Consider the following 25,725-nt stretch of genomic DNA (forward strand, 5'->3'; position numbering starts at 1 on the left):
TTTCCTTTGTAGATTCTGTGCCTCTAATAGCAAATATCTTTTGATTCTTATCCTCTGTATCTTCAAAGAGAGTAGCAGAGAATCCTGAATCTGTGTTTTTTTGATGGTTTAGGACACGATAGCGATTGACAAATTGTTCAATGCAAAATGCCAAAAGTGTAAAAAGTGGATTCTAGGGGTGGGGTGGATTTTTCATCTGCTTGTTTTCTTCTCCTAAGACTCTAAGATTTTTGCTTATTTGTGGATTTTTACTTTGGGATTCTAGCCCGCAAGCTGAATCCCTCTTAGCAAAAGTGGATTCTAGGCTAATTGCTTGTGCGGTAGCGGAATTGCCCCTTTTTGAAGACTATTTCAAATCCCCCAAGACTATAGAGCCATTTATTTTCTATGGTGTTTTTGATAAATGCCGCAAACTCGCCCTTAATCCCCCTGCCAAGCACCATACCCACGCCATCAGTATGCCCTATGGAGCAAACCGTGCCTTTGTGGTGGAAGACAAAGGGGCGATGAAATGGCTTATCAGCAAGCTTGGCGCAAAAAAGCTCTGCGATGTAATCACCCATTTGCGCAGAGAGCTGGGCTGTGGGGGCGTGGATAATGTCTTTATCCCTAGCTTGTGCGCTATCACCCACGACATAGATATTGGGGTAGGCTTCGCATTGCAGCTGGGCATTGACAGGGATCCTGCCTTTTTTGTTGGGCAGGGTTGAACGCTCGATGATTTCACTACCTTTCACCCCCGCACTCCAGATGATTGTATTGCCCAAAATCTCTAGCGGCTCATCTTGCCCCTTATAGCGGGCGATCACGCGATCATCGCGCACTTCTTCAATGGTAGCATTTGAGACGATACGCACGCCAAGCTTTTTAAGCTTGGATTCTGCTGCTGTGGCAAGCTTGTCATTAAAGACAGGCAAAATATGCTCTGAACGCCCTATGCAAGTGATTTTGGGCAAGGATCGATCAATCCCGCAAATAAGGCATAGCTCATCAAGCTGTGTGGCTAGCTCTGCGGTAAATTCTATCCCGGTAAAGCCTGTGCCACACACGATCACAGAGAGATCTTGGGCATTTTTTGTGTGGGTATATTCTTTGAATTTATTTTCGATGTTTTTCATAAGCTTTAGGGCGGCATTGAGCGAGGATAGGCGGTAGGTGTTTTTCCCCACGCCTTTGATGCCTAAATGATCAGGGCGGAATCCAAGGGCGATGATGAGATAGTCATATTTATATGCACCGCCATTGCCTATGACTTTGTTTTCTTCTGGGCAGATCTCTAGGATTTTGTCCTTGATGAAGCGGATTTTCTTTGGGTCTAGGATCTTGCGGTAGAAGATTCTGGCTTTGCGTGAGCTTAGTGTGCCTATGGCGACTTTGTGTAAAAGTGTGGTTTGGTAGTGATAATCGTGCTTGCTAATAAGTGTAATGTCTGCTGGTGTTTTGAGCTTGCGCTGCAAGCCTAGCGCGGCTTTAAGCCCGCCGTAGCCACCGCCGATGATAAGCACCTTGGGTGTGGGGTGTGATTGTGTCTCTTGCATTATGCGCTCCTAGAGAAGAAGTGCTACCATAGTAGCCCAAAAATTTTTATAATTAAATTAAAAGATTTTTTACTTTTGGGCGGTGGGGGCGTGAGATTTTGCTAGAATCCTATTTGCAAAATGCAGGGCAAAATAAGATTCAAGCCAATTTATGCTAAAGCTAATTACTTCTCTTAAGGATACTTTATGATACTTACACAAATTATACAAAGCACCAAAGAGCGCGTAGCCAAGTGCCAAAAAGAGCTGCCGCTAAGTGTCTTGCGCGAGCAAGCCGAGAATCTTCACAAGGCAAAGCCCTATACAAGAAGCTTTGAAAATGCCTTGCGCGTAGAAAATCGACTAAGCTTTATTTGCGAGATTAAAAAGGCTTCCCCATCAAAGGGCGTTATCAACGAGACATTTCCCTATCTTGACATCGCTAGAGCTTATGAAAAAGCCGGGGCAAATGCGATTTCTTGCTTAAGTGAGCCGCAGTATTTCTTAGGGAGTGATGAGATTTTCACACAAGTAAGAGAGATTTGCTCTATCCCTATGCTGCGTAAGGATTTCACAATCGATCCTTATATGATCTATCAGGCAAAGGTGATGGGGGCAGACGCGCTGCTGCTTATTGTAAGTGCGCTAGATGTTGTGCAGCTTAGGGAGTTTTACGCGCTTGCAGAGTCGCTTGGGCTATGTGTTTTGGTAGAGACACACACAGGCAAAGAGATCGAGCAAGCCTTGAGCATTGATGCGCGTATCATTGGGGTAAATAATAGGGATTTGCATACCTTTAGTGTAGATGTGCAAAGAAGCTTAGAGCTGCGTCCTCTTGTGCCAGAATCCAAAGTCTTTGTAAGCGAGAGCGGGATAAGCAGTGTGCAGGACTTGCGCAAGCTCCAAGAAGCTAGGGTAGATAGCGTGCTTATAGGCGAGTGGTTTATGAAAGCTCAAGAATCTATAGCTCATATCCACGCCCTTAGAGATTAGCTATGGGGACAAAAGCACCGCTCAATGCTATGGATTCTAGCGCAGTGGATTCTATGGATCCTACCAAAGATCCCAAAGAGCTAGAATCCAGCCCAAGCACGCAAGCCAAAAAGATAAGCCCCCAGCGCAGAGCGACTATGATCTCAAGCTGTGTGGCGTTGGTGCTGATTGTAGTGAAGTTTGTGGCTGGGATTATTAGTGGGTCTGTGGCGATTCTTGCAAGCGCGATTGATTCGTTGCTTGATTTATCTGCCTCACTCTTTAATCTCTATGCCATCACCAAAGCCGAGCAGCCTGCTTGCGTGAAGTTTAACTATGGGCGCGGCAAGATAGAATCACTTGCAGCTGTGATTGAAGGAAGCGTGATTGTAGTCTCTGGGATTTTTATCCTCTATCAATCGTTTAAAAAAATCGCGCTAGGAAGTGAGCTAGCAAGGCTTGATTTGTCTGTGTTTGTGATGATCTTTTCATTGATTGTAACAGCCTGCCTTGTGCTGTATCTAAACTATGTCGCAAAGATGAGCAATAATCTTGTGATACAAGCTGATGCTTTGCATTATAAAACAGATCTTTTAAGCAATGGCGCGGTGCTTGTGGCATTGGTGCTTATCAAGCTTACAGGCTTTGAGATTATTGACGCGCTTTTTGGGATTGCTATTGGGCTGTATGTGGGGTATTCCGCCTTTGGGCTGCTAAAGCAAGGCGTGCTGGTCTTGCTAGATCGCGCACTAGATGATGAGAAGCTTACAGCGATTAAGGAGATTCTGGACTCTGCAACAGAGGTCAAAAGCTATCACGATCTAAAAACTAGGCAAAGTGGGGATACGCATTTTGTGGAAGTGCATTTGGTATTTAGCCCAGATATTTTGCTAAAGGACGCACACGCTGTGGCGGATATGCTAGAGTGTAAAATCCAAAATCTACAAGAGCAGTGGCAGGGGCAGTGGGTGGTGATCACGCATCTTGATCCCTATGAGCCTGCTAGCTAGCAGAAAAATAGCGTGCCAATGGCACAGGGGTAAGTCTAGCTTTAAGTGATTGCTTCTTGTGCTTTGTTAGTAGATTCTAGGGTGGATTCTATGATTGTTTTGTGTGTGGGGTTAGCGATAGGGTTTGTATTTTGGCTTGTTGGGTTAGCAAAGATCGATAATCTTAAGGCTTATGTGTGGGTGGGGTGTAAGGGCGGAGCTTTTTTGCTGGGCTGCCCGCGTAGAATCCACTTTTTGTAATATCGCGTGTTACCACTGCGCCTGCGCCGATGACGACATTATCGCAGATATGGACAGGCAAAATGGTCGCATTGCTGCCTATGCTGACATTGCTGCCTATGTGCGCACCTTTCCATTGGCTTTTGTGTGCTGCTGGTGCGCCGGTGGCAAAGGTATCGTTGATAAACATCACGCCGTGTCCTATGAAGCAGTGATTGCCTATGCGCGTGAGAGAGCAGATGAAGCTATGGCTTTGGATCCTGCAGTTATCCCCGATATACACATCGCTTTGGATTTCGACAAATGGACCGATGAAGACATTATCGCCAAAGGTGCATTCATAGAGATTGACAGGTGTGATGATATGGAGATTTTCTCCGTGTGTAATATCACGGATACAAGAAGCCTGTGTGGTGATAGCGACTTGTGCGGTAGAATGGGAGAGATTTTGGCTAGCTTTTTGCATAGGGGCGTGCTTTGATTGCGTGGATTTGGGCGTGTGTGGCATAGAGCTGATCACGCAGGGCATTTAGCTTTTGTAGCGTGTCTTTGGTATTGCGTAGATAAGTGCTTGGGATAGGGAGCTTGGCTAGATTCTCGGTGCTAATGGTGCCATCGGCACTTGTCTTGTATAAGTGTGCTAGGGCTTGCTCGCCACTTTGCGAGAAAAGATAGCAGTATAAGCCTTGCGCGATTGCTTTGCTAGGGGCGCGAAGCACGATGATCCCGGCATTTACGACACTTGTGTGTGTGATGTCTCCTAGGATTGTGAGCTTTGGTGTGATACCGCGGAGTGAAAGCAAAATATCATAGGAGCGCACTTGGTATTTATGGATTTTACTTTTGTTGCCTAGCTGTTTTTTGGTTTGAAAGCTCTCTGTATAGCCACAGGGCGCAAAATCAGCTATCCCTATGTCAAAAAACTCGATTTCTTCATCTTTTTGTGTGCCATAGATTCTTTGTCCGCGAAAAATCTCTACCCCTAGTGTCTCAAGGCTCTGGGCGGTGGATTTGACCGGGGTGGCTTTGACTCTAGCGTGGCTGTCTTTGACATAGCTATGCGCACGCAGGTCTTGTGGATTTATGGAGGCAATGGGCGTTAGGCTTGAGTAGGGGCTTTTATCTTTGGTGCGATAGAGCTGCAAGATCTCTTGGGTGTTGATTAGGCGATTATACTTGCCATCTTTGGTGTAGAAATGCTCGCTACTTGCATCAATGTGTAGAATCTGCTTATTGCTACTAGAGATGACAAGTAGGGAAAAATCATAGCTCTGGTGAGGGAAGATGTTTTTAGGCAGCTCGATGATGGCTTCTATCATTTCATCTTCACAGAGCTTGTCGCGCAGCCGCTTTTCTAAGGAGGATTTCATCAAGGTTTGATTGCGCACGATGAAGACACCCTTTTGCCCAAGATGTGCTAGAGAGTGGAGCAAAAACACTAGCTCGGGATAGGTTTTGATAAGATTGCCAGCAGTGCTGAATCGCTCATCATCTTTGAGCAGCTCTGTGCCTAGGTGGGCGTTTAGCGGAGGGTTGCACAGGATTTTATCAAACTTTTTATAGCCTGTCCCTTGCCTAAATATGGGACTTGCTAAAATATCATTGACATAGAGATTGCTAGAATCCAGCTTGCTAAGATTGGCAATAAGGCGTGCGATGAGAGAGAGCTTAGGGTCTAGCTCTTCGCCATAGAGGGTGATATGTGGTGCGATGTGAGAAAGACTCAAAAACACACTTCCCATACCATAGCAGGGATTATAGATACTCTCCCCTGCTTGAATGTCTAAAATCCCTACTAAAAGCTGATTGATTTCATAGGGTGTGGAGTAGAAGTAGAGTTTGTTGGTGGTTTTTTTCTGTGTGATGGTGTGGAGAAACTGCTCGATAATGCTGTGGGATATGGGGGTGCTAGCTAGGAGCTTTAAGATCTTGCGCGGGTTGATTTTGGGATTTGGCTCTATAAATAACTCTGGCTCTATGATCTCGCGTAATTTTTGCAAAAGCATCGCGCTTGCTTTGGGCTTATCGAGTTTTAGGATTGTGGTGATGGATTCTGGGGTTTTGGACTGCAGGGTAAAAAGCTCCATCATCACCGCTATGGCATCAAGCATATCGATGTGATAGGGCTTAAGATACTCAAAACATTTGAGTAGATTCTGCATAGATTCTCCTAATGGCGATAGTGTGGCAAGAAATATGCTAGGAATTGTAATACAAAGACCATAAAAAGACTATAATTTATCAAACAATCCAAAAGGGGTGCTATGCTAGAGATTTTTCCGGCAATTGATTTGCAAAATGGGCAGGCGGTGCGATTATACAAAGGCGATATGCAAAATGCCACGATTTATGGCGATCCGTGTGCATTCGCGCGAGAGTTTGAGCAAGCAGGCGCAAAATGGATACATATAGTCGATCTTGACGGGGCATTAAGCGGTAAGAGTGAGAATCTAGCTGCCATAGAATCTATCCGCAAAAGCACGCAGCTACGAATCCAGCTAGGCGGTGGGATACGCGATGAGGAGAGCATTAAACGCTATCTTGATTTAGGGATTGATCGCGTGATATTGGGGTCTTTGGCTGCGCATTCCCCAGAGCTTGCTCGATCGCTTGCGGAGCGATACCCCATAGCGGTGGGGATTGATGCACGAGAAGGCAAAGTCGCTACTAATGGCTGGGTAGAATCCAGCAGTGTGGATGCGCTAGATTTGGCTAGATTCTATGCCGGAAGCAAGGTGCAAACACTCATTTGCACGGATATTGGGCGAGATGGTGCGCTAAGTGGGGTAAATGTGGGCTTTAGCGTGGCTATGGGGCAAGCAAGTGGGCTACCTATCATCGCAAGTGGTGGGCTTAAAGATGCGCAGGATATCGCGCAGTTAGCACGGGCGTTTAGGGAGCATAGTGTGCAAGGCGGAGTGATTATCGGCAAGGCATTGTATGAGAAAAAAATCGATTTGCAAGAAGCTTTTGTCCAGACACAAATAAAATGAAGTAAATTTTATAGTTTTATGCTATGATTCCAAATTATTACTAGCCAATCAATTATCACTATGGTGTCTTTGTAAAGCTCGTGTTTGCAGAGATTCTAGATGATCTATAAGGAGTTGTGCTTTGAAGTTGTTAGTTGTAGATGATAGTTCGACTATGCGCAGAATCATTAAAAATACCTTGCAGCGATTGGGGTATGAGGATATTTTAGAAGCTGAACACGGCGTAGAAGCGTGGGATATTATGGATACCAAAGAAGGTATAGGCGTGCTGATCACGGATTGGAATATGCCTGAGATGAATGGGCTTGATTTGGTGAAAAAGGTGCGCGCTGATGATCGATATAAAGAAATCCCTATTATTATGGTTACAACTGAGGGCGGTAAGGCGGAAGTCATCACGGCATTAAAGGCTGGGGTAAATAACTATATCGTTAAGCCATTTACACCACAGGTTTTGAAAGAAAAGCTTGAAGTTGTGCTTGGGGTGAATGACTAGCCCTAGCGCACTAGAATCTTAGATTTACATCTATTTGGACAATGTCTTCTCACTCTCCCAATTCAAATCTCTCCCAAACCTACACAGAAATACTATGTATTCCTACAGATTGTTATGAAGTGTTTGTGGATTTTATTATACAAATCACCGGTTTAGCGATCGAAGAGGTCGCCACAAGCACATTGTCTAATGCTGCGCTAGATGAGCAGCTGCAATTTGTCAATGTCTCTAGCGATAGGGCAAATATCACAAGTGTGGTAAGGGATTTTGCCACTCAAGCGTGTATTATCCGCTATGATCCTAGCGCGACATTGTTGTGTGAATATGTGGGGGTAGATAATGCAGATATGCAGATAGATAGTGCTTATGGCAACGGAGTGGATTCTAGCCCCATTAGCGATATGACCCTTTTGCAAGCATTAAAGTCTTTTGCTTCTGTGCTATCAAAGCGTCTTGGGCGTGAAGTGGGCTTTGCTTATACGCTATCCCATAAACACAATCAAGATTGGATCGCACTCTATCAATCTGGCGTTATGCCCTTAGAGTGTGGCAAATACTATATCCACCCATCGTGGCACGCCCCAAAAAATGATAAGCAAAATATCATCATTGATCCAGCCCTAGCCTTCGGCTCTGGACATCACGCAAGCACTTTTATGTGTATATCGCTGCTCTCTGTTATGGATTTGCGCGGGAAACACTGCCTAGATGTAGGCTGTGGGAGTGGGATTTTGGGCATTATTATGGCAAAGCAAGGTGGGATTGTATCGGCGTGTGATGTGGATATGCTAGCTGTGGAGGAGACGGGTAAAAATTTTGCGCAAAATGGTGTTGCCCCTCGTGCTATTTGGCTAGGCTCTTTAGCCAATAGCCTAGAATCCACAGAATCAAACACAGATTCTAGCTCTTATAATGCGCGAGCTGAGTCGCTGCAAGAGAGTGGCTATGATGTGATTTGTGCTAATATCGTGGCTGATGTGCTTGCGTGTATGCATAGGGATTTTATCAAAGCACTAAAGCCTAGTGGCGTGCTGATACTCTCTGGGATTCTTGCAGAAAAATGCGAGTGGATTCTAGATATATTTAGCGATATGCAGCTTTTGCAAAAAGAGCAAAAAGATGAGTGGGTGAGCTTGAAGTTAGCGCGGGTAACATAAACATTACACAAAATATATTATAATGCACGATTTATCAAGCTAATGCAAAGAGGAAATAATGACAAACGAGAATCCAAACAACGATAAAAAGCCACCAATGAAGCAAAATCCTATTTTGCTCTTTGTTGTCTTTGCGATTGTGGCAATGCTTGTTGTGAAATTTACAAGTGCAGATTCTGGCTTGGGTGGATTTGGGGCAAGTAGTAGTAGAAATATCGAGTATTACGAGCTTAAGCAGCTTATCGCAACCAAGCAAGTGCAAAATGTCAGTATCGGACAGAGTATCATCAAGGCAAGTGGGATTGATGCGAGTGGGGCGAAAGTCGTGTATGTCGCGCGCAAAGTCGCTGATCCATCGCTTGTGCCGCTATTGGAAGAACATAAGATTAACTATGGTGGCTTTAGTGAGTCGAATTTCTTCACAGAGACGCTTGGCTGGCTGCTGCCTATTTTTGTGTTTTTGGGCTTGTGGATGTTTTTGGCAAGTAGGATGCAAAAGAGTATGGGTGGAGGGATCTTTGGTATGGGCAGTAGCAAAAAGCTTGTCAATGCCGAAAAGCCCAAGGTCAAGTTTGATGATATGGCAGGCAATGAAGAGGCAAAAGAAGAGGTTGTAGAGATTGTAGATTTTCTCAAATACCCTGACCGCTATGCGGCTGTGGGGGCGAAAATCCCCAAAGGTGTGCTGCTTGTAGGACCTCCGGGCACGGGGAAAACTCTCCTTGCTAAAGCTGTGGCAGGGGAGGCAAATGTGCCGTTTTTCTCAATGAGTGGGAGTAGTTTTATTGAAATGTTTGTGGGGCTTGGGGCAAGTCGTGTGCGCGATTTGTTTGAAATGGCAAAGAAAGAAGCTCCTAGCATTATCTTTATCGATGAGATTGATGCCATAGGCAAATCCCGCGCTGCTGGGGGAATGATCAGCGGCAACGATGAAAGAGAGCAGACGCTTAACCAGCTTTTGGCAGAAATGGATGGCTTTGGTAGCGAAAATGCTCCTGTGATCGTGCTAGCAGCGACCAACCGCCCTGAAGTGCTTGACCCTGCTCTTTTGCGTCCGGGGCGATTTGATCGGCAGGTGCTTGTAGATAAGCCGGATTTCAATGGGCGCGTGCAGATTCTTAAAGTGCATATTAAATCTGTCAAGCTTGCACGCGATGTGGATTTAGAGGAGATTGCCAAGCTCACAGCTGGACTAGCAGGGGCAGATCTAGCAAATATCATCAACGAAGCTGCCTTGCTTGCAGGGCGCAATAATCAAAAGCAAGTCTCCCAAGCAAATCTTAAAGAAGCAGTTGAGCGAGGGATCGCTGGGCTAGAGAAAAAATCGCGCAGAATCTCCCCCAAGGAGAAAAAGATTGTCGCCTACCACGAGAGCGGACACGCGCTAGTAGCGGAGATGACAAAAGGTGCTTCCAAAGTCAATAAAGTCTCTATAATCCCACGCGGTATGGCAGCTCTTGGCTATACGCTCAATACCCCAGAGGAAAATAAATACCTTATGCAAAAGCACGAATTACTTGCAGAAGTTGATGTCTTGCTTGGAGGTAGGGCGGCTGAAGATGTGTTTTTAGGCGAGATTTCTACCGGGGCTAGCAACGATCTAGAACGCGCTACTGATATATTAAAAGCGATGATTAGCTACTATGGAATGACAGATGAAAATGGACTTATGGTGCTAGAGAAGCAGCGCAACGCGTTTTTAGGCGGGGGTATAGGTAATGCTAGAGAATTTAGCGAGAAGACAGCTGAATATGTCGATAGCTTTGTGCGCAGAACACTTGATGAGCGGTTTAAAGCTGTAAAGCAGCTTTTGCAAGACTACAATGGTGCGATAGAATCTATGGTCAAAGAGCTTTTTGACAAAGAAGTCATAGATGGTGAGAAAGTGCGCGAGATCATTGAGATATATGAGCAAGAAAACAATATGCCATCACGCATCATCAAGGAGCAAGAAGAGGAGGCATAGATGAGTGGTATCCAAATCATTACAAGAGAGTCGTTTTTTGGTATTGTGTGGTTTGTTTTGTGGATTGTGTTTTGCCAGATTGTGGATTTTTCTTTAGGGATTTTACTTGGTGTGGTGCTACTGCTTGCTTGGTTATGGGCATTTAGAAATCCAGAGCGCACCTCCCTTGATAGAGGTGATGATATAGTGCTAGCACCCATTGATGGGACAATCAGTAATATCGAGCAGTGTGAAGATGCTGTGCGCCTTAGCATTGATGTATCGTTTTTTGATGTGGGACTTGTGCGCTCCCCCCAAGAAGCCCAGAGTATTACATTGCAGAAGAGATCGGGGCTTGTGGCGTATTTTTCTCCGTTGCACAAAGAGCTTAATGAAGCAATGCACGCAAACATTCAGGGCAAAATGTCTTGCAAAATTTCTCTCTATCCCAAAGTATTTAAAAATACAAGATTCTACGCGCCAATAGCCTATCGCTTAGGCGAGAGAATGGGCTTTATGAAGCTTGGCACACTTGTCTTAGAGCTGCCAAAATCTGTGGAGATACGCGCGCATATTGGCGATAAGTTAAGGGGCGGTGTCAATGTGCTAGGATATATGAAATGAATATCAATCCTTTGTATGCTTTGCCTAATTTTTTTACCGCGGGGAGCATATTTTTTGGCATTGTGAGTATTATGCTTGCATCAAACTCGCTGTTTGAGCAAGCAGCGTGGCTGATCGTAGCGTCTATGATTTTTGATGGGCTTGATGGACGCGTAGCACGGCTTACAAATACCCAGAGTAAATTTGGCGTGGAGTTTGACTCTTTGGCAGATATTGTGGCATTTGGCGTAGCCCCTGCTATGCTTGTGTATTATTATCTCCCTACAACAGGGGCAAACTACGGGCTTGAAGGGATTTATGGTTTGTATCGTGTCTTTGTCTGTGCGCTGTTTGTGATATTTGGTGCGATTCGACTTGCTAGGTTTAATATCACCACCTCAAATACCGAGCCAAATACCTTTATCGGCTTGCCTATCCCATCGGCAGCGGTGATCGTGGTGCTGTGGATTCTAGTAGATCTGCGCTACAATCTTCTCGCGCCTCATTATGGCTATGTGCTGCTTGTCATTGCTTTTGTGGTTAGTATCCTTATGGTGAGCAATATCCGCTATCCAAGTTTTAAGAAAATTACTTGGAATCTAAAAGTATTTGTCATAATGCTCATAGCCATCGCGGCGATTATTAGCTCTAAATTCTATGTGGAAGTGCTATGTGCGCTTATGAGTGCGTATGTGCTGTATGGGATTATTCGGTGGTGTTTTTTGCTTGGCAAAATGATGATAAAGCGAGTGTAGATCGCGGTATAAGGATAAATGATGCTAGATGACATTGTGATTTTTGATACGACATTGCGAGATGGTGAGCAAAGCCCCGGGGCTTCTATGAATATAGAGGAAAAAATCAAAATCGCCTTGCAGCTTGAAAAGCTTGGAGTTGATGTGATTGAAGCAGGGTTTGCGGCTTCTAGCAAAGGGGATTTTGAAGCTATCTCTAGGATCGCTGAAGTGCTGGAACGCACGAAGATCTGCTCCCTAGCGCGTGCTATCCCTAGCGATATTGAGCAAGCAGCAAAAGCTACGCAAAAAGCAAAGCACCGTAGAATCCATACCTTTATCGCTACAAGCCCTATCCATATGCAATATAAGCTCAAGCTCTCTCCTAGTCAGGTGATACAAAAGGCGGTTGAAGCCGTGCGATATGCTAAGAGTTTGTGCGATGATGTGGAGTTTAGCTGTGAAGATGCTTTGCGCAGTGATATGGGGTTTTTGCGCGAGATTATCCCAGCTGTGATTGAAGCAGGTGCTAGCACGATCAATCTCCCTGATACCGTGGGGTATCGCTTGCCTGCAGAAATTGGGGCATTTATCACTGAAGTGCATAGCTTTGTGCAAGATTCCGCGCTGCTTTCTATGCATTGCCATAATGATTTAGGACTAGCGGTGGCAAATTCTATCGCTGCTATTAACGCTGGTGTTAGGCAAGTAGAATGCACGATAAATGGGCTTGGCGAGCGCGCGGGCAATACGGCATTAGAAGAGCTTGTGATGATTATCAAAACACGCAAGGAGCTTTTTAGCGTTGATACACATATCAATACAAAAGAGATTTACCCCACAAGCAAGCTTGTCGCTGATATTACAGGGATCTGTCCCCAGCCCAATAAAGCAATCGTGGGCAAAAATGCCTTTGCCCACGAGAGTGGCATACACCAAGATGGTGTGCTAAAGCACAGAGAGACCTATGAGATCATATCCCCAAGCGATATAGGTATGCCAGAATCCACAAATCTCGTGCTAGGCAAGCATTCTGGGCGCGCTGCCTTTAAAGATAAAATCGCAAGTCTTGGCTTTAGTCTTAGTGATGATGAGCTGCAAGCAGCGTTTGTGCGTTTTAAGCATTTATGCGATAGTAAAAAGGAAGTATTTGATGATGATATTCGCGCGATTATCGGTGAGGAGACCACACATATCCCACAGATTTTCACACTCTCTTTGGTGCAAGTAAGTGTCTGCTCTAATGCCAAATATTGCGCGGCGGTGAGTATTATCCGTGATGGGATAGAGCTAAGTGATTCTGCGCTTGGCAATGGCGCGGTGGATTGTGTGCTAAAGAGTATTGATAGGGTTAGCGGGATCGCAGGCACGCTAAAAGACTATAAAGTCGAGTCTGTTACAAGTGGCAAAGATGCGCTGGCAAAGGTGGTTGTCAAAGCAGAGTTTCCATCTGCGCATAGGGCAGTCATTGGACACGGCATTGATGTAGATACAATGAGTGCTACGGCAAAGGCGTATATCTCTGCACTCAATAGTTATCTATCAATGCGCGATTTGATGAATGGCTAGAATTTAAACCCATATTCTAGTGAGACAACGCCTGTTGGGCTAAAGTGCGATGCTCTGCGTGCTGGCAAGAAGCGGTAGATGAGATTGACTCGATTATGCTTGCCTAGCATAGCGGTAATGCCTGCTTGCATATACACTTCTCCGGCTTTTTTCATTCTGCTCCATCGATTGTAGTCCTGCTTGTCATAGTAGAGATATGCATCAGCTCCAATCCCCAAAATCCCCCCTAAAAACGCACTATGATCTCTAGAGATAGGGAACTCTGCTATGGCATCAAGCCCTAGAGAAATCATAGTTAGCATACCAGAATGCTTGCCAAACCCCATATCAAACCCAAAAGATCCGCGCACCCCTATGTATTGATTAAAAAAGCTTATCGTGCCTATGCGTAGCCCAAATGAAGGGATAGGAATAATATTATCATACGGGCTAGCGATGTCGTTGTTAATGCTAATGCCATCATTTCCGGTGTTGCCATTAAGCAGGCTTACTCCAGCCCCAACGCCGATGTATTTACCACTTTTTTGGCGGCTTATGGCGGTGCGATTTGTGATAGCTTGACATAGATCATCACAGGCTACTTGATCTATGGCGGGTTTTTGCTGTTTAGCAAGTGCCAAGCCAAATAGGCACGCATACACCATAAGCACCAAAGGTGTGCGTATGATGAGAGTTGTGAGTCGTGCCATATTGATAAGCCTTGCGATAAATGGCGTGATTTTAACACAAGATGTCTTAAGGCATATCAATGCCCATAGCAATGCTAGATTCTAAGCAGGCGCAATAAGCATAGCGACCAAAGCACAAGCAAAGGACCCCCTAGAATCCACTTTTGATTTATGGATTGCCGCGCTCGCTCGCTATGACAAGAAAAGTGGATTCTAGGGGGTAGGCGATTCAGCCTTGGGTGAGCAATTCACGCCATTGAAAAATTTAGGGCAGTCACTATCGCCAAAATAGCTCCTACCCTAAATTTTTCAAAGCACGCAAGGACCCCACCGCAACTCTTAGAATCGTGCGGCAGTAAAGCAGGTTTTGTAAAGCAACCAAGCTTTTTGAAGTAAAACAGGCTTTGTGAAAACACCTTTTATCGTCATCGCGAGCGGTGTTTGCACCGCTCGCGATGACGATAAAAGCTTGAAAAATTAAACAACTCACAGGCGGTAGGATTACAAAAAATGGATTCTGGGATTAAGTAAAAAATGCAAAACGCCAAAAGTGTAAAAAGTGGATTCTAGGGGTGGGGTGGATTTTTCATCTGCTTGTTTTCTTCTCCTAGGACTCTAAGATTTTTGCTTTGGGATTCTAGGATTGTGGAGCTAGAATCGTGGTTTTTCAAAGCGAGCGAGTGAGATAAGACTAGAGGTCTATCGAGCGAGCGGGCTGATGAAATCCGCGATTCTAGCCCGCAAGCTGAATCCCTCTTAGCAAACGAGGATTCTAGGCAAACACTTTTCTTCATCATCGCGAGCCTTGCACTAGCGGCGTGGCGATCCACAGCACAAAATGGATTCTAATCCAAAGACACAAAGCCTAGAATCTAGTTTGCCACTAGGGTGATGATTGTGGCTAGGGATTATGCTTTCATTTCTAAAAATGGCTCTTTTTGGAGATTGAGCTTGCTAAACAATACTTCATCGCTTGTAGGAGCAGCGTTGCTTGTGGTAAGCAATTTATCACCATAAAAGACAGAATTCGCCCCGGCAAAAAAGCACAAAGCTTGCAGCTCTTCACTCATCGCCTTTCTCCCAGCAGATAAGCGGATATAAGAAGTTGGCATAAGGATTCTAGCAAGGGCTATTGTGCGCACGAAGTCAAATTTATCCACTTCAGGGGCTTCACTTAGCGGCGTGCCCGGGATTTTTACAAGCTGATTGATAGGCACGGATTCTGGTGGGGTGGGGAGATTGGCAAGTAACAAGAGCATATTGATCCTATCATCATTGCTTTCACCCATACCCAAGATCCCACCTACACAGATTTTAAGCCCTGCATCGCGCACATTAGCGATAGTATCAAGCCGATCTTCAAAGGTGCGCGTAGAGATCACTTGCCCGTAATGCTCTTTTGAAGTATCGATATTGTGATTATAAAAATCTAGCCCTGCGTCTTTAAGCTTTAGGGCATTGTCTTTAGAGAGAAGTCCCAGCGTTACACAAGTCTCTAGCCCTAGCTTTTTGACTTCTTTTATACTTTCACAAATCTCTTCTAGCTCCTTTTCACTAGGGCTACGCCCAGAAGCCCCCATACAAAACCTAGAACTCCCAGCGTCTTTTGCCTGTTTGGCTAGGGCGAGAATGCTGTTTTTATCGAGCATTTTTTGTGGCTTTGTGCCTGTGGCATAATGCGCGCTTTGTGCGCAGTAGCTGCAGTTTTCTGTGCAGGATCCGGTTTTGATACTAAGCAGGGTGCTTGTTTGGATTGTGTTTGGACAGAAGTGCTTGGTATGCACGCTATGGGCTTTGGCAAGTAGCTCCATAAAGGGCTGATAGAAGATTTCTTTGGCTTCTTCAAAAGTGTAGGACATCACTGCTCCTTAAACTAGCAAGTAAAATCGCGCATTATAGCGAAGTTTTAGGTTTTTGCTTGTTGGGGGTTTTACTTGATTGATTTTGTGTTTTATTTAGTATAATTAGCAAAAATGCTTAGGGGTTGTGATGTTTATTCCGGAGTGGGATGATCAGTATAGTGTCCATAATGGACACATTGATAAGCAGCATCAGCAGCTTTTCAAGCTTGCTAAACAAGCGGCGATACTTATCCATAAACAAGTGGATTCTAGTGAGATCAAAGCGATTTTGATGGAGCTTTTTGACTATATGAAATTCCACTTCCGCGATGAAGAAGCCTATATGGAGCAAATCGGCTACCCAAATCTCCCCGCACACAGAGAAATACACAAGGATATGATCGAGCGCGTAACAGATCTTATCCAAAATATCAAATACGACTTCAAGCAAAAGCTTGCCATAATCACGCGCGATTGGCTGGTCGAGCATATTATGAAAGAAGATATGAAAATCGAGCGGTGGTATGAGGAGTATAAAAATTCGCAGTTGCTTGAAGGCGGTGCGCAAGAAGACGCCATATCGCAGGCAAAAATGGAGATCGGGCATTTTTATAAATGCGATTGTAGGGATTCGTTTCGGGTGCTTGAGACTATCCATCAAAAGATTCTAAGTGGGCAGACTTATCACTGCAAAAAGTGCAATGCCAAAATCTCCTTTGTCCAAGATATGCAGTTGTAGGGGTGTGCAGCTAGGGTGTGCTAGATTCTAGGCATTTAGGTAGAATCTAGACAATTTATCTCATTGAAGAAAGGATACAAATGCAAGTGTTTGGCTCAATTATTTGGGTGCTTTTTAGCGTGATGATTATTGTTGGTGGTGTGGTAGGGTGCTTCACACCTTTAGAGGTTGTAGCAAGCTTGGCATTTTTGCTACCGATATTTTTGTGCGTAGGTGGTGTGGCAGATATTTTATACTATTTTCGTGTGAGAGAGTTTGCCGGGGCTAGGGCATTGCTCTTTTCTGGGATTTTTAATCTCCTATTAGCGATTATTTTCTTTAGTATGGGAGTAGAATCCACTTCTGCTACGATTGTGTATTTTGTCGCGTTTTTAGCGATGTTTCGTGGGATGCTGGCATTTGTCTATGCGTTTGATCTTAGGCAGCTCCACACGGGTGCATTTTGGGTGGTGTTATTGCTTGGTGTGCTAAATATTGCCGTTGCGATGATTTTCATAGCATTCCCAGCCATTGGTGGGATCACCATAGGGATTATGGTGTCTTTGTTTATCGTGCTTTTTGGTATCGCATCTTTACTTGGGTGGTGGAGTGCGCGCACGCTTTTTCGACCATAGGTGATGCATACGCTAGATTCTAGGCTCTTTGTCTTTTCGACACAAAGGGCTATAACGAGTTTTTATGCCAGCCAGCAAGAGGGGCTTATGCCTAAGGCTATGGGGATTGATGAGCTATTTTCTCGCGCATTTTTTACCCCTAGCAAAAGCGCGGCTTCTTCACATATTTATAGGATTCTACTCCATACAATTTTACGCGATTTGCTTGCTCAAAGACCCGCGCTTACAAAGCTGCTTGTCTTTGAGCAAAGCTTCTTAGGATATTTGCAAGGGAGTGAGTTTCTCCTGCCATTTTTCCGCGAGATCGCACGCCACAAAGTTGCGATGAGTGAGATCCCTTTGCGCGATATTTATGCGGATTATGAAGAGCATTTGGCGATTTTAGAGGAGATTTATACGCGCTTTGTAGCTAGGCTTGATGAGCTAGGCTTAGAGTGGCTTGATGATAAGCAAGAAGTGATTAAGGAATTTGTCCAAGGATTTAGCCAGATAGAAATCTATCTTGATGGGCTATTAAACCCCATTGAGCAAGACAAGCTCTATGCCCTAAGTGCCTATACTCCGCTATATATTCACATTGACACAGATAGCTATAATTATGCGTATTTTCGGTGGTTGTATGCAGAGATAGAGCCGGGGTTTAGCTATACGATTATTTTGGATTCTAGGGAGGTGGATTCTAAGGGGGTGGCTAAGGGGGCTGATTGTAGAAAAGTGGATTCTAGTGGTGTGGCTGTGGGATCTACCCCCAGCACTACACTTGCACGCAAGCACGCCCTACCTGATCCCAAGCAGATTCATATCCACGCATTATATTTTGAGCTACGCATAGCTCAATGTAGCTTTGTGCTAGAGAAAGTGCGCGGGCTGCTGGCAAGTGGCGTTAGTGGCGATGAGATCATTATCATCACGCCAGATGAGAGCTTTAGCGAGTATTTTGCCCTGCTAGATTCTGCGCATAATCTCAACTACGCTATGGGGAGGGAGCTGCTCTCATCGCCCAAAATCCGCGCGTGGTGTGATGAGCTGCGCTCTGTGCTAGAAGCGATCACGCAGCGACCAAATGCGATGAGTGATTTGGCATTTGTAGAATCCATTTTTACTTATATTTTTACCCAAGCAAACGCCAAGGCAAACACCCAAACAAGCCTAGATTCTACCAATGCCCCTATTTATCAAGCGCATTCTAGTTTAGATTCTAGCCATATAGCACTCCTTGATACTCTGCCGCCTTGTCCGCTTACTACACGCTTGCAGGCAAAGATTCTGGGGATTATAGGGGATTATTTGCGTGTGGAGAGCGTGCTAGAAGAGTTTGGCTATGGGCAGCTTTTGGAGCTGCTTTTCTTGCGCATACAGGAGCTAGGCGTTGATGATGTCTTTGGCGGGAAAGTCCGTGTTATGGGGGTTTTGGAGACTAGGGGGATTGCGTGTGATTATGTGATTATGGTGGATTGCAATAGTGGCTTTCTGCCTAGGATCAAAGAGAGCGATGTGTTTTTAAACACCGCCATTAGAGAAAAGCTACAAATGCCCACTTTGCAAGATAGAGAAAACCTCCAAAAGCATTATTACTACCAGCTTTTTATGTGTGCGCGTAAAGGTGTGTTTGTAACTTTCACGCACAATGAAGAAGCCAGAGAATCTAGCCTACTCAATGAGCTAGAGCTACAAGGTGTGTCTATCACGCGCGATAATGGCGATAATCTCTACGCGCTTTTTGCTGTGAATGAGCCTAAGCCCTATGTAGAAGAAGAGATTGTGGCAAAAGTGGGGGATTTTGTCTTTTCGCCTACGAGCTTGGCGGTATTTGCAGAGTGCAAGCGCAAGTTTTACTGCCGCTATATCGCTAGGCTTAAAGAGCCAGAGCCACTAGAATCCACTTTTGACTCTCTAGCATTGGGCGAGCTTGTGCATAAGGCTCTTGAGCATTCTTATGGTGCGCGCGTGGGTGTAGTGTGTGATAAAGCGTGTATGCAGATGATTGAGCAAGAGTGTCAGGAGTATTTGCGCACGCAGCTTCAGCATACCCAAACGCAAGGCTTTAGCTATGAGCTAATCCGCCAAGATTTGCGCGGGTTTTGGCAGCTAGAAAGGAGGCTTGCTAGGAGTGGATTTTTTGTTTTGGCGTGTGAGCAGGGGTTTGTCTCAAGTGTTGCGATTGATTCTAAGCAGTATAAAATCACAGGCAAAATCGATCGCATAGATAAGCTAGCAGATGGCAAGTGGCGCGTGATTGACTACAAGCTCTCTAAGCCTAGCAAAGCAAGCAGAGACAAGCACTTATTGCAGCTAGCATTCTACCGCTTGGCGTTAGAGTCTAGCGCGCTTGTCTTTAGTGATACTGCTAGTGCGCTTGCTGGCACAAAGCCCACACGCATAGAATCTATGGTCTATTATCTCAAAGATGCAAAGCCGCAAAAAGACCGCGCACTTCTCTTATCTCAAGAAGACTTTCACGCCCAAAAGGAGCGTATTATAGAGCTGTTTAAGCAAACAAGTGGCGAAGTGTGCTTTGAAAAGACACAAGATACGACAAGCTGTGTGCATTGTGCGTATGCAGATATGTGCAATCGCTAGAATCCACACTGCTATTTTATTAAGTGTTATTATTTTGTGTTATAGTGGCGACTTTTATTTACTTACACAAGGAGAAAGCTATGAAAAGATTAGTAGCATTGGCATTGTTGTGTGGGCTTGTGTCATCAAGCTTTGCGATTGGTATAGGGAAGTTTAAGATCAACCCAGAAGCAGGTGTAAGCTATGGTATGGCTACACCAAGCAAGACAAGCGATCTAGGTGGCTATGCTAGAATCTGGCTTGGTGGCAATGGCTTCACAGTCGCGCCTATGGTGAAGTATAACTATATCTTTGGAGTAGATGAGCAAAAAGGCTTTGCTAATATCCAAGCAGGCGGACTTATGGGGTATAGGATCTTCCGCTTTACGCCATATATCGGGGCGAGCTACTCTGGCTTTAAAGATGCTGGCTATGCAGATACGACCGCGCTAAATTACGGGATTTACTTTGATATTCCTATCTTGCCATTAAGTATTGGTATTGATGCAAGCTGGCAAAAGCCTAAAATCCTTGGCACAGATATTCGCCAATCACAGCACCAAGTCGCTTTGACTTTAGGACTTATCTTCTAAGATTTATGAAACACTTCGCGCTAAAGATCGCTTATAATGGAGCGAGCTTTAGCGGGTTTGCCCCCCAGCGCACGGCGGGCATACAAAGCGTGAGTGAGACACTAGAATCCACTTTATTAACACTCGGTATTGATTCTCCTGTGATTGGCGCAGGGCGCACGGATAAGGGCGTGCATTCTCTAGGAATGGTCGTGCGCATTTGTGCTAAAGACTGCTGGGATAGTGGGCGGCTTTGTGAGATTCTAGCCCCAAAGCTCTATCCCCACATCAAGCTTCGCGCAGTATGGGAAGTGGATTCTAGCTTCCACCCGCGATTTAGTGCCCGTGCTAGATCATATCTCTATGTGTTTAGTCCGCATTCTATGCTGCCATTTTTCACACCTTTTATCGCAAGAGAGTCGCTAGGGGATTATCGCGCCTTGCAAGAGTGCTTAAAGCTTTGCGTGGGGGAGCATAATTTCGCGCTTTTTTCAAAGACAGGCTCAAATCCCAAATCCACTATACGCACCATTTATAGCACGCACCTAAGTCCTAGAATCTATGCAGGGCAGCAGTGCTATGTCGTGCGTATCGTGGGGAATGCCTTTTTGCGTGCGCAAGTGCGACTGCTGCTTGGAGCGTGCCTTGCTGTATCTAAAGGCATCATCACTAAAGATGATTTTCTAGCCCAGCGTGATGCAGTGCGCCGCCACTACTCTATCCCAGCAAGCCCACAGGGGCTATATTTTGGCAAAGTTTGGTATGGCGGGAGATTCTAGGTGATTTTCTATACACATTGTTATTGTGAGTTAGATACAATTTTACGCCATTTTTACAAGGCAAGAAGCAATCATACACATAAGGAATAATAATGATAGACCTAGGCTTAGAGCTACATACAGATACGCTCATCACTTCAAAGACAAACCTAAAAAGTGCCATTACTTACTGCAATCACGACTTCTACACTTATAGTGGCTTTTGCGAAGATGAGGTGCTAGGCAAGCCTCACAACATCGTCCGCCATAGAGATATGCCAAAGGCAGTGTTTAAGCTACTTTGGGAGTATATCAAGCAGGGCAAAGAGGTCTTTGCCTTTGTGAAAAACCGCACCAAAGATAATTCGCACTATTGGGTGTTTGCTAATGTTACGCCATCAATTGATATAAACAAAAACATCGTAGGCTACTACTCTGTGCGCAGGAAGCCAAATCCTCGCGCGCTTGAAAGCATTGAGCCACTCTATCGCGCTATGGTAGAAGCTGAGAGAAATGGCTCCATAGAATCTAGCATAGCGATTTTAGAAGCCGCCTTAGCAGGAAAAGAGTATAATGAATTTATCTTTGAGCTACAAAGGGGTGCGTGATGAGTGCAAAAACAATCAATATCGCTCTTATTGCTTTAAGTGTGCTTGGGGTGGGGCTAGGTATCGTGCTAGATTCTATCTGGTATGCGTGTGTCGCGCTTGTGCTTGTGGGCATTGGTGCGGTGCTTGCTCTTGTGCTAGGTCGCAAAGATGAGTATTTGCTCAAATCACTTTTGCAAGTGAGCAAGCAATATGCAGATGGGAAGTTTGAGGGGCGCATAGTGCATATTAGGGGCAATACCCCTGTGGCACACATTTGTGAGAATCTCAATAACCTTATCGATCACTTAGAAGCGTTTTTGCGCGAGGTGCAAACAGCCATCGCCTGCTCGCAAAAGGGCGAGTATTATCGCCACGCTTTGAGTGGTGGGCTTGATGGGACATTTGCCCAAAATATCCAAGGTATCAATCACGCCCTAACACAAATCGAGCAAAACGCCAAAGAGAGTGTGAAAAATGCCCTAAGCAAAAATCTAATGAATCTTAGTCTCTCTCATCAAACCAGAGATTTAAGCGAAATTGCCAATGGGCTAAATCAAGATATATCCTATATGAAAAAAGTGGATTCTAATATCCAAGAAATCAGCAACTCTTCTAAAGAGAGCAAGCAAGACATCATTGTCCTAACGCAGTCAATCAACAATCTTTTAGAATTGATCGAAGCCAACAATAGCTCTGTGGAGAGCTTTGCAGAAAAGTCCAAAGACATTGGCAATGTAGTTGGGATCATTTCAGACATCGCCGATCAAACAAATCTCCTAGCCCTAAATGCCGCTATCGAAGCCGCAAGAGCAGGGGAGCACGGACGGGGCTTTGCCGTGGTGGCAGATGAGGTAAGAAAGCTCGCGGAGAAAACCCAGCAAGCTACAAACCAAATCTCTGTCTCTATCCAAACAATGCAGCAAGAAATGGAGACAATCCAAAGCGGAAGCGAGCGAGTCTCGCAAATCGCGCAAGATTCAGAATCTAAAATCACAGAATTTAACGAAGTGTTTAGCAGGGTTGATGAGAGTAGCTCATCGCTTGATAGTATTTTTGCCAAGCTTGCGGAGGGCTTGATTTTATCCGTGGCAAAGCTTGATCACATTTCTTTCAAGACGCGTGTATATGACTCGCTCAATACCCAAGCCCCAATGGACTTAGACTCTGCCCAGCCTATCTCTAGGCTTATCAATGATGAGAGCGTGGTAGATAGACTATACAAAAACTGCCCGCAAAGTGAGTGCGAGATGATCACAGATAAGATCTTGCACCACGCAAGCGATGCGATCACGCGTATCACAGAGCCTATCACGATCGATTCTTCTAGTGCTATTATCGATAATGTCAAAGCACTTGAAGAGACCTCTGATGAGCTTTTGCACCACTTAGAGAAGCCTAACGCCTAGAATCCACTTTTGCACTAGAATCCACTTTTTGTGATTATGTGTTTTTATGGATTGCCACGACTTCCTAGCGGAAGTCTCGCAATGACGGAAAAAGGCTTTAATGTCAAAAGTGGATTCTAGGAGTGCGATTTTGGGCGCGATTTTGTGGATCGCCCGCTTTGCTAGCGCGTGGCTTACGATGAGAAAATAATTTTGCTCGCAATGATAGGGCGTGCTAGAGATTCTAGTCTTTCTGCTTTTTGGGCGTTTTCTTAGAATCCACTTTTAATCTGTCTCCGCGCCAAAGAGCAGAATCCTGCGCGATTGGGGCTTGAAGCCTAGGCGTGTCTTTGCACGCGTTGGTATAGCGCAGATATGTGGGGGTCAAGGGACTTGGAAGCGACTAGGGCTTGGATCTGCTCATAGGTGTGGGTGTTGTGGTTAAAGACTACAATAGCGATTTCATCATTTTCTTGCAGGAAGTAGTTTTCGTATTGTGGCATATAGCGCGTAGCTCCCACAGAGATGATGGCTTGCCGCGGATAGTGTGAGCGCGCCAAGATGTCTTGTAGATTTTCTAGCACGCTTAGGTCTTTTTGCGTATTAAGCTTGCAAGCGATCCAATCTGTAAGCGTGCGATAAAAATAGCTATATGAGCAGAGTGTGCTGCACTCGCCATAAGGCTCAAGCTCTGCGCCTTGCTTGCGGATAAATGAGGCGAGTGAATACTGCTGGCAAACTCCAGATTTTGTAAAGTTATCAATGCGCAGCTTCCTGCCAAGTCCTTTGGAGCCTAGGGAGAAATTTTTCTTTTGGGAGAGCTTGGTGGCGTTTGGGTCGTTGCGCACGGAAGTGTCATTGCACGCCATAAAAAATCTAGGCTCTACGGCTATGACTTTTGATGAATCGCCTTCATAAATGATCTCACACTCCAAGGCGACTTCTGGCTCTGCTTGTATGCGCAAAGTAGAATCTTGCGGCAGGATAATAGCTTCATCATTGAAGCAAAATCGCCCCAAAATCCCAGAATCTTGCGGCACATAGAAAGGGAACATTCCCTTAGGGGCATTCTCATCATCACATATAATGCAAGCAAAATCCTTTGCCTCTCCTGCTTGCTCTAGGTGATTGGCAAAGTTCCCAGCTAGCCCCAAGCCAATCATATTCTTTAGCATTTGTGCATTTGCTTGCATAGATGTCCTTTTTGTAAAATTACGCGATTCTAGCCAACTTTATACAAAAGAGTTATAAATTTACGCAGATTTTACAAGAGAGTATCCAAAACTACACACCAAATGCGCGGGTAGCTAAGGGGATTTGGTCTCTGGCTTTGCCCTTGTGCTAAGCCAGAGCATAGCGATCCCAAGCAATAATGCCAATGATGAAGCATATAAAATCGCAAGCTTAGAGACCATAACAGCCTCTCTGCCGTATTCGAGATTGATATATGCGATATTTGCGACAAAAATCGACATCGTAAAGCCAATCCCCGCAAGTGTGCCTACGGCAAACACTTGTGTGAAGCTAAGTGTAGGGGGCTTTGTGGCGATTTTGAGCTTGACTCCAAGATAGGCAAAGGCAAAAATCCCTAGCGGCTTGCCTACCACAAGCCCCACAACCGTGCCTAAAAATATCGCATCAATATTAAGATTGACACTAGAGTCTATCTGCACGCCTGCATTGATGAAGGCAAACAAAGGCACGATGAAATACGAGCAAAGCGGGTGCAAGACACTCTGCAAGCGCAAAAGTGGATTCTGGGCTTGCAAGGAGTAGCGCGAGATAGAGTCTAGAATCTGCACGCGCTTGCTTTGCTCTTGCAAGTCAAATTGTCTTCTAGGGCTATCATCGATAAAAAAGCGCGTGAGACTCTCCCAGATCCCGCGTAGGCTAAATTTGGCGTGCTCTATGCTGGTCTCAAAGAAATTTCTCCCACTTTGCACCATTGTATAAATCCCCTCTAGCTCCTTTTTAAGATTTAGCAAGCAAGTATCAGAGACATTGGATCGCCCCGGGATACAAAATGCCAAAATCACCGCTGCCACAGTGGCATGCACGCCACTATTAAAGACCGCGATCCATAAGCCCACTCCAAGTAGCAAAAAGATCGGGAGCTTGTAGGTGTCCTTGTGGTTGATATACACAAGTAGGGCAAATATCGCCCCTGCTACAAGTAGCCAGCCGATATGTAGGGTGCTTGTATAAAACAGCACGATAACTAAAATCGCCCCCAAATCATCAACAACTGCCAAAGTTACCAAAAACACCTTACAGCTTAGCGGCACTCTCTTGCCTAGAAACAAAATCGCCCCTAGCGCAAATGCCGTATCTGTGCTCATCGCTACACCAAAGCCATTGGCACTTGGGGTGCCGTGGTTGAAGAAGAGATAAATCCCTATAGGCACGATGATCCCGCCAATGGCAGCAAGCATTGGGAAAATGATCTTTTTAAACCCAGCAAGCTCGCCATAGAGGATCTCGCGCTTCATCTCAAGCCCCATCATTAAGAAAAATAAGCTCATCGCCACATCATTGACAAAATGCTCTATACTCATTCCTGTGTGATAAGGACCCAAAAATGCGCCTAGCTCAAGCTCTTTTAGCGCGAAATACAGCACAGAGAATTTGGAATTTGCCACAAGCATAGCAAACACCACGCAGAAAAACAGCAGCACGCCGCTGAAGGATTCGTGGCTGATAAAGGCATTAAGATTTTGCTTTAAGCGGTCTTTGTTGTAGTCTTTGGATACTTGTGATCTCATTGCAATGCTCGTGTATGGAGTG

Annotated in this window: 24 protein-coding genes; 16 read left to right on the forward strand and 8 right to left on the reverse strand. The window is 45.1% G+C overall.

Annotated features, from left to right (window positions below):
• Nucleotides 1-305 precede the first annotated feature (305 nt).
• Nucleotides 306-1,538 carry an NAD(P)/FAD-dependent oxidoreductase gene (locus NYG90_RS08580; RefSeq protein WP_285257554.1) on the reverse strand — a complete coding sequence of 411 codons (1,233 nt, stop codon included), beginning with the start codon at nucleotides 1,536-1,538 and terminating at the stop codon, nucleotides 306-308.
• Nucleotides 1,539-1,724: 186 nt separating this feature from the next.
• On the opposite strand from NYG90_RS08580, the gene trpC reads away from it, so the two are divergent.
• Together trpC and NYG90_RS08590 are read left to right on the forward strand one after the other, a co-directional pair.
• Entirely contained in the window at nucleotides 1,725-2,510 is a 786-nt protein-coding gene (trpC, locus tag NYG90_RS08585) for an indole-3-glycerol phosphate synthase TrpC (RefSeq protein WP_115011306.1), read from the forward strand.
• A 113-nt stretch (nucleotides 2,511-2,623) separates the two neighbouring features.
• On the forward strand, nucleotides 2,624-3,499 hold the full coding sequence (locus tag NYG90_RS08590; protein WP_285257618.1) for a cation diffusion facilitator family transporter: 876 nt from the start codon (nucleotides 2,624-2,626) through the stop codon (nucleotides 3,497-3,499).
• Between the two features lie 163 nt (nucleotides 3,500-3,662).
• Here NYG90_RS08590 and NYG90_RS08595 read toward each other — a convergent pair whose 3' ends face one another.
• On the reverse strand, nucleotides 3,663-4,184 hold the full coding sequence (locus tag NYG90_RS08595; RefSeq protein ID WP_285257553.1) for an acyltransferase: 522 nt from the start codon (nucleotides 4,182-4,184) through the stop codon (nucleotides 3,663-3,665).
• The gene (locus tag NYG90_RS08600; RefSeq protein ID WP_285257552.1) at nucleotides 4,171-5,880 is read right to left on the reverse strand and encodes an N-6 DNA methylase; all 1,710 of its coding nucleotides are present in this window, start codon (nucleotides 5,878-5,880) and stop codon (nucleotides 4,171-4,173) included. The genes NYG90_RS08595 and NYG90_RS08600 overlap by 14 nt, the downstream gene beginning before the upstream one ends.
• A gap of 102 nt (nucleotides 5,881-5,982) precedes the next feature.
• On the opposite strand from NYG90_RS08600, the gene hisA reads away from it, so the two are divergent.
• The 7 genes from hisA to NYG90_RS08635 all read left to right on the forward strand — a co-directional run bounded on the left by hisA (nucleotide 5,983) and on the right by NYG90_RS08635 (nucleotide 13,215).
• The gene (hisA, locus tag NYG90_RS08605; protein ID WP_285257551.1) at nucleotides 5,983-6,711 is read left to right on the forward strand and encodes a 1-(5-phosphoribosyl)-5-[(5-phosphoribosylamino)methylideneamino]imidazole-4-carboxamide isomerase; all 729 of its coding nucleotides are present in this window, start codon (nucleotides 5,983-5,985) and stop codon (nucleotides 6,709-6,711) included.
• Nucleotides 6,712-6,832: 121 nt separating this feature from the next.
• Complete coding sequence (locus NYG90_RS08610) at nucleotides 6,833-7,207, forward strand: chemotaxis response regulator CheY (RefSeq protein ID WP_115011311.1); 375 nt, start codon at nucleotides 6,833-6,835, stop codon at nucleotides 7,205-7,207.
• 41 nt (nucleotides 7,208-7,248) lie between these two features.
• A complete protein-coding gene (locus tag NYG90_RS08615) occupies nucleotides 7,249-8,364 on the forward strand; it encodes a 50S ribosomal protein L11 methyltransferase (RefSeq protein ID WP_285257550.1) in 1,116 nt (371 codons plus the stop codon).
• A 145-nt stretch (nucleotides 8,365-8,509) separates the two neighbouring features.
• Nucleotides 8,510-10,330, forward strand: coding sequence for an ATP-dependent zinc metalloprotease FtsH (ftsH, locus tag NYG90_RS08620; protein ID WP_408938843.1), 1,821 nt, complete (start codon nucleotides 8,510-8,512; stop codon nucleotides 10,328-10,330).
• The gene (locus tag NYG90_RS08625) at nucleotides 10,331-10,933 is read left to right on the forward strand and encodes a phosphatidylserine decarboxylase (protein WP_115011314.1); all 603 of its coding nucleotides are present in this window, start codon (nucleotides 10,331-10,333) and stop codon (nucleotides 10,931-10,933) included.
• Nucleotides 10,930-11,667, forward strand: coding sequence for a CDP-diacylglycerol--serine O-phosphatidyltransferase (pssA, locus tag NYG90_RS08630; protein WP_115011315.1), 738 nt, complete (start codon nucleotides 10,930-10,932; stop codon nucleotides 11,665-11,667). Before NYG90_RS08625 ends, pssA begins: the two co-directional genes overlap by 4 nt.
• Before the next feature lie 18 nt (nucleotides 11,668-11,685).
• Complete coding sequence (locus tag NYG90_RS08635) at nucleotides 11,686-13,215, forward strand: 2-isopropylmalate synthase (protein WP_285264944.1); 1,530 nt, start codon at nucleotides 11,686-11,688, stop codon at nucleotides 13,213-13,215.
• Here the strand turns inward: NYG90_RS08635 and NYG90_RS08640 are convergent.
• The 3 genes from NYG90_RS08640 to bioB form a co-directional block, all read right to left on the reverse strand.
• Nucleotides 13,212-13,904: an outer membrane beta-barrel protein gene (locus NYG90_RS08640; RefSeq protein ID WP_285257548.1), complete on the reverse strand. Its 693-nt coding sequence runs from the start codon at nucleotides 13,902-13,904 to the stop codon at nucleotides 13,212-13,214. The genes NYG90_RS08635 and NYG90_RS08640 overlap by 4 nt on opposite strands.
• Before the next feature lie 545 nt (nucleotides 13,905-14,449).
• The gene (locus NYG90_RS08645) at nucleotides 14,450-14,680 is read right to left on the reverse strand and encodes a hypothetical protein (protein ID WP_285257547.1); all 231 of its coding nucleotides are present in this window, start codon (nucleotides 14,678-14,680) and stop codon (nucleotides 14,450-14,452) included.
• 111 nt (nucleotides 14,681-14,791) lie between these two features.
• Nucleotides 14,792-15,742 carry a biotin synthase BioB gene (gene bioB / locus NYG90_RS08650; protein WP_115011318.1) on the reverse strand — a complete coding sequence of 317 codons (951 nt, stop codon included), beginning with the start codon at nucleotides 15,740-15,742 and terminating at the stop codon, nucleotides 14,792-14,794.
• Between the two features lie 130 nt (nucleotides 15,743-15,872).
• On the opposite strand from bioB, the gene NYG90_RS08655 reads away from it, so the two are divergent.
• The 7 genes from NYG90_RS08655 (at nucleotide 15,873) to NYG90_RS08685 (ending at nucleotide 22,962) form a co-directional block, all read left to right on the forward strand.
• Nucleotides 15,873-16,463: a bacteriohemerythrin gene (locus tag NYG90_RS08655; RefSeq protein WP_115011319.1), complete on the forward strand. Its 591-nt coding sequence runs from the start codon at nucleotides 15,873-15,875 to the stop codon at nucleotides 16,461-16,463.
• Between the two features lie 80 nt (nucleotides 16,464-16,543).
• Entirely contained in the window at nucleotides 16,544-17,077 is a 534-nt protein-coding gene (locus NYG90_RS08660) for an HdeD family acid-resistance protein (RefSeq protein WP_115011320.1), read from the forward strand.
• Nucleotides 17,078-17,080: 3 nt separating this feature from the next.
• Nucleotides 17,081-19,657, forward strand: coding sequence for a PD-(D/E)XK nuclease family protein (locus tag NYG90_RS08665; protein ID WP_285264947.1), 2,577 nt, complete (start codon nucleotides 17,081-17,083; stop codon nucleotides 19,655-19,657).
• Nucleotides 19,658-19,737: 80 nt separating this feature from the next.
• The gene (locus NYG90_RS08670; RefSeq protein ID WP_285257545.1) at nucleotides 19,738-20,229 is read left to right on the forward strand and encodes a hypothetical protein; all 492 of its coding nucleotides are present in this window, start codon (nucleotides 19,738-19,740) and stop codon (nucleotides 20,227-20,229) included.
• A gap of 5 nt (nucleotides 20,230-20,234) precedes the next feature.
• Nucleotides 20,235-20,987 (forward strand): tRNA pseudouridine(38-40) synthase TruA, encoded by a 753-nt coding sequence (gene truA, locus NYG90_RS08675; protein ID WP_285257544.1) that lies wholly within the window; start codon nucleotides 20,235-20,237, stop codon nucleotides 20,985-20,987.
• A 92-nt stretch (nucleotides 20,988-21,079) separates the two neighbouring features.
• Nucleotides 21,080-21,574, forward strand: a complete 495-nt coding sequence (locus tag NYG90_RS08680; protein WP_115011324.1) for a PAS domain-containing protein — start codon at nucleotides 21,080-21,082, stop codon at nucleotides 21,572-21,574.
• Nucleotides 21,574-22,962: a methyl-accepting chemotaxis protein gene (locus tag NYG90_RS08685; RefSeq protein WP_285257543.1), complete on the forward strand. Its 1,389-nt coding sequence runs from the start codon at nucleotides 21,574-21,576 to the stop codon at nucleotides 22,960-22,962. The genes NYG90_RS08680 and NYG90_RS08685 overlap by 1 nt, the downstream gene beginning before the upstream one ends.
• 317 nt (nucleotides 22,963-23,279) lie before the next feature.
• Here NYG90_RS08685 and NYG90_RS08690 read toward each other — a convergent pair whose 3' ends face one another.
• Both NYG90_RS08690 and nhaA read right to left on the reverse strand, forming a co-directional pair.
• Entirely contained in the window at nucleotides 23,280-24,134 is an 855-nt protein-coding gene (locus NYG90_RS08690; RefSeq protein WP_285257542.1) for a DUF5718 family protein, read from the reverse strand.
• 114 nt (nucleotides 24,135-24,248) lie between these two features.
• Nucleotides 24,249-25,703 carry a Na+/H+ antiporter NhaA gene (nhaA, locus tag NYG90_RS08695; RefSeq protein ID WP_285257541.1) on the reverse strand — a complete coding sequence of 485 codons (1,455 nt, stop codon included), beginning with the start codon at nucleotides 25,701-25,703 and terminating at the stop codon, nucleotides 24,249-24,251.
• Between the last annotated feature and the right edge of the window lie 22 nt (nucleotides 25,704-25,725).

It is taken from the genome of Helicobacter zhangjianzhongii, assembly GCF_030249855.1.
Classification (GTDB): domain Bacteria; phylum Campylobacterota; class Campylobacteria; order Campylobacterales; family Helicobacteraceae; genus Helicobacter_B; species Helicobacter_B zhangjianzhongii.

Coding starts and splice junctions, on each gene's coding strand:
- NYG90_RS08580 (WP_285257554.1), bottom strand. CDS start 1,538: ATGCAAGAGACACAATCACACCCCACACCCAAGGTGCTTATCATCGGC.
- trpC (WP_115011306.1), top strand. CDS start 1,725: ATGATACTTACACAAATTATACAAAGCACCAAAGAGCGCGTAGCCAAG.
- NYG90_RS08595 (WP_285257553.1), bottom strand. CDS start 4,184: ATGCAAAAAGCTAGCCAAAATCTCTCCCATTCTACCGCACAAGTCGCT.
- NYG90_RS08600 (WP_285257552.1), bottom strand. CDS start 5,880: ATGCAGAATCTACTCAAATGTTTTGAGTATCTTAAGCCCTATCACATC.
- hisA (WP_285257551.1), top strand. CDS start 5,983: ATGCTAGAGATTTTTCCGGCAATTGATTTGCAAAATGGGCAGGCGGTG.
- NYG90_RS08615 (WP_285257550.1), top strand. CDS start 7,249: ATGTCTTCTCACTCTCCCAATTCAAATCTCTCCCAAACCTACACAGAA.
- ftsH (WP_408938843.1), top strand. CDS start 8,510: ATGCTTGTTGTGAAATTTACAAGTGCAGATTCTGGCTTGGGTGGATTT.
- NYG90_RS08625 (WP_115011314.1), top strand. CDS start 10,331: ATGAGTGGTATCCAAATCATTACAAGAGAGTCGTTTTTTGGTATTGTG.
- pssA (WP_115011315.1), top strand. CDS start 10,930: ATGAATATCAATCCTTTGTATGCTTTGCCTAATTTTTTTACCGCGGGG.
- NYG90_RS08635 (WP_285264944.1), top strand. CDS start 11,686: ATGATGCTAGATGACATTGTGATTTTTGATACGACATTGCGAGATGGT.
- NYG90_RS08640 (WP_285257548.1), bottom strand. CDS start 13,904: ATGGCACGACTCACAACTCTCATCATACGCACACCTTTGGTGCTTATG.
- NYG90_RS08645 (WP_285257547.1), bottom strand. CDS start 14,680: ATGATGAAGAAAAGTGTTTGCCTAGAATCCTCGTTTGCTAAGAGGGAT.
- bioB (WP_115011318.1), bottom strand. CDS start 15,742: ATGTCCTACACTTTTGAAGAAGCCAAAGAAATCTTCTATCAGCCCTTT.
- NYG90_RS08655 (WP_115011319.1), top strand. CDS start 15,873: ATGTTTATTCCGGAGTGGGATGATCAGTATAGTGTCCATAATGGACAC.
- NYG90_RS08660 (WP_115011320.1), top strand. CDS start 16,544: ATGCAAGTGTTTGGCTCAATTATTTGGGTGCTTTTTAGCGTGATGATT.
- NYG90_RS08665 (WP_285264947.1), top strand. CDS start 17,081: ATGCATACGCTAGATTCTAGGCTCTTTGTCTTTTCGACACAAAGGGCT.
- NYG90_RS08670 (WP_285257545.1), top strand. CDS start 19,738: ATGAAAAGATTAGTAGCATTGGCATTGTTGTGTGGGCTTGTGTCATCA.
- truA (WP_285257544.1), top strand. CDS start 20,235: ATGAAACACTTCGCGCTAAAGATCGCTTATAATGGAGCGAGCTTTAGC.
- NYG90_RS08680 (WP_115011324.1), top strand. CDS start 21,080: ATGATAGACCTAGGCTTAGAGCTACATACAGATACGCTCATCACTTCA.
- NYG90_RS08685 (WP_285257543.1), top strand. CDS start 21,574: ATGAGTGCAAAAACAATCAATATCGCTCTTATTGCTTTAAGTGTGCTT.
- NYG90_RS08690 (WP_285257542.1), bottom strand. CDS start 24,134: ATGCAAGCAAATGCACAAATGCTAAAGAATATGATTGGCTTGGGGCTA.
- nhaA (WP_285257541.1), bottom strand. CDS start 25,703: ATGAGATCACAAGTATCCAAAGACTACAACAAAGACCGCTTAAAGCAA.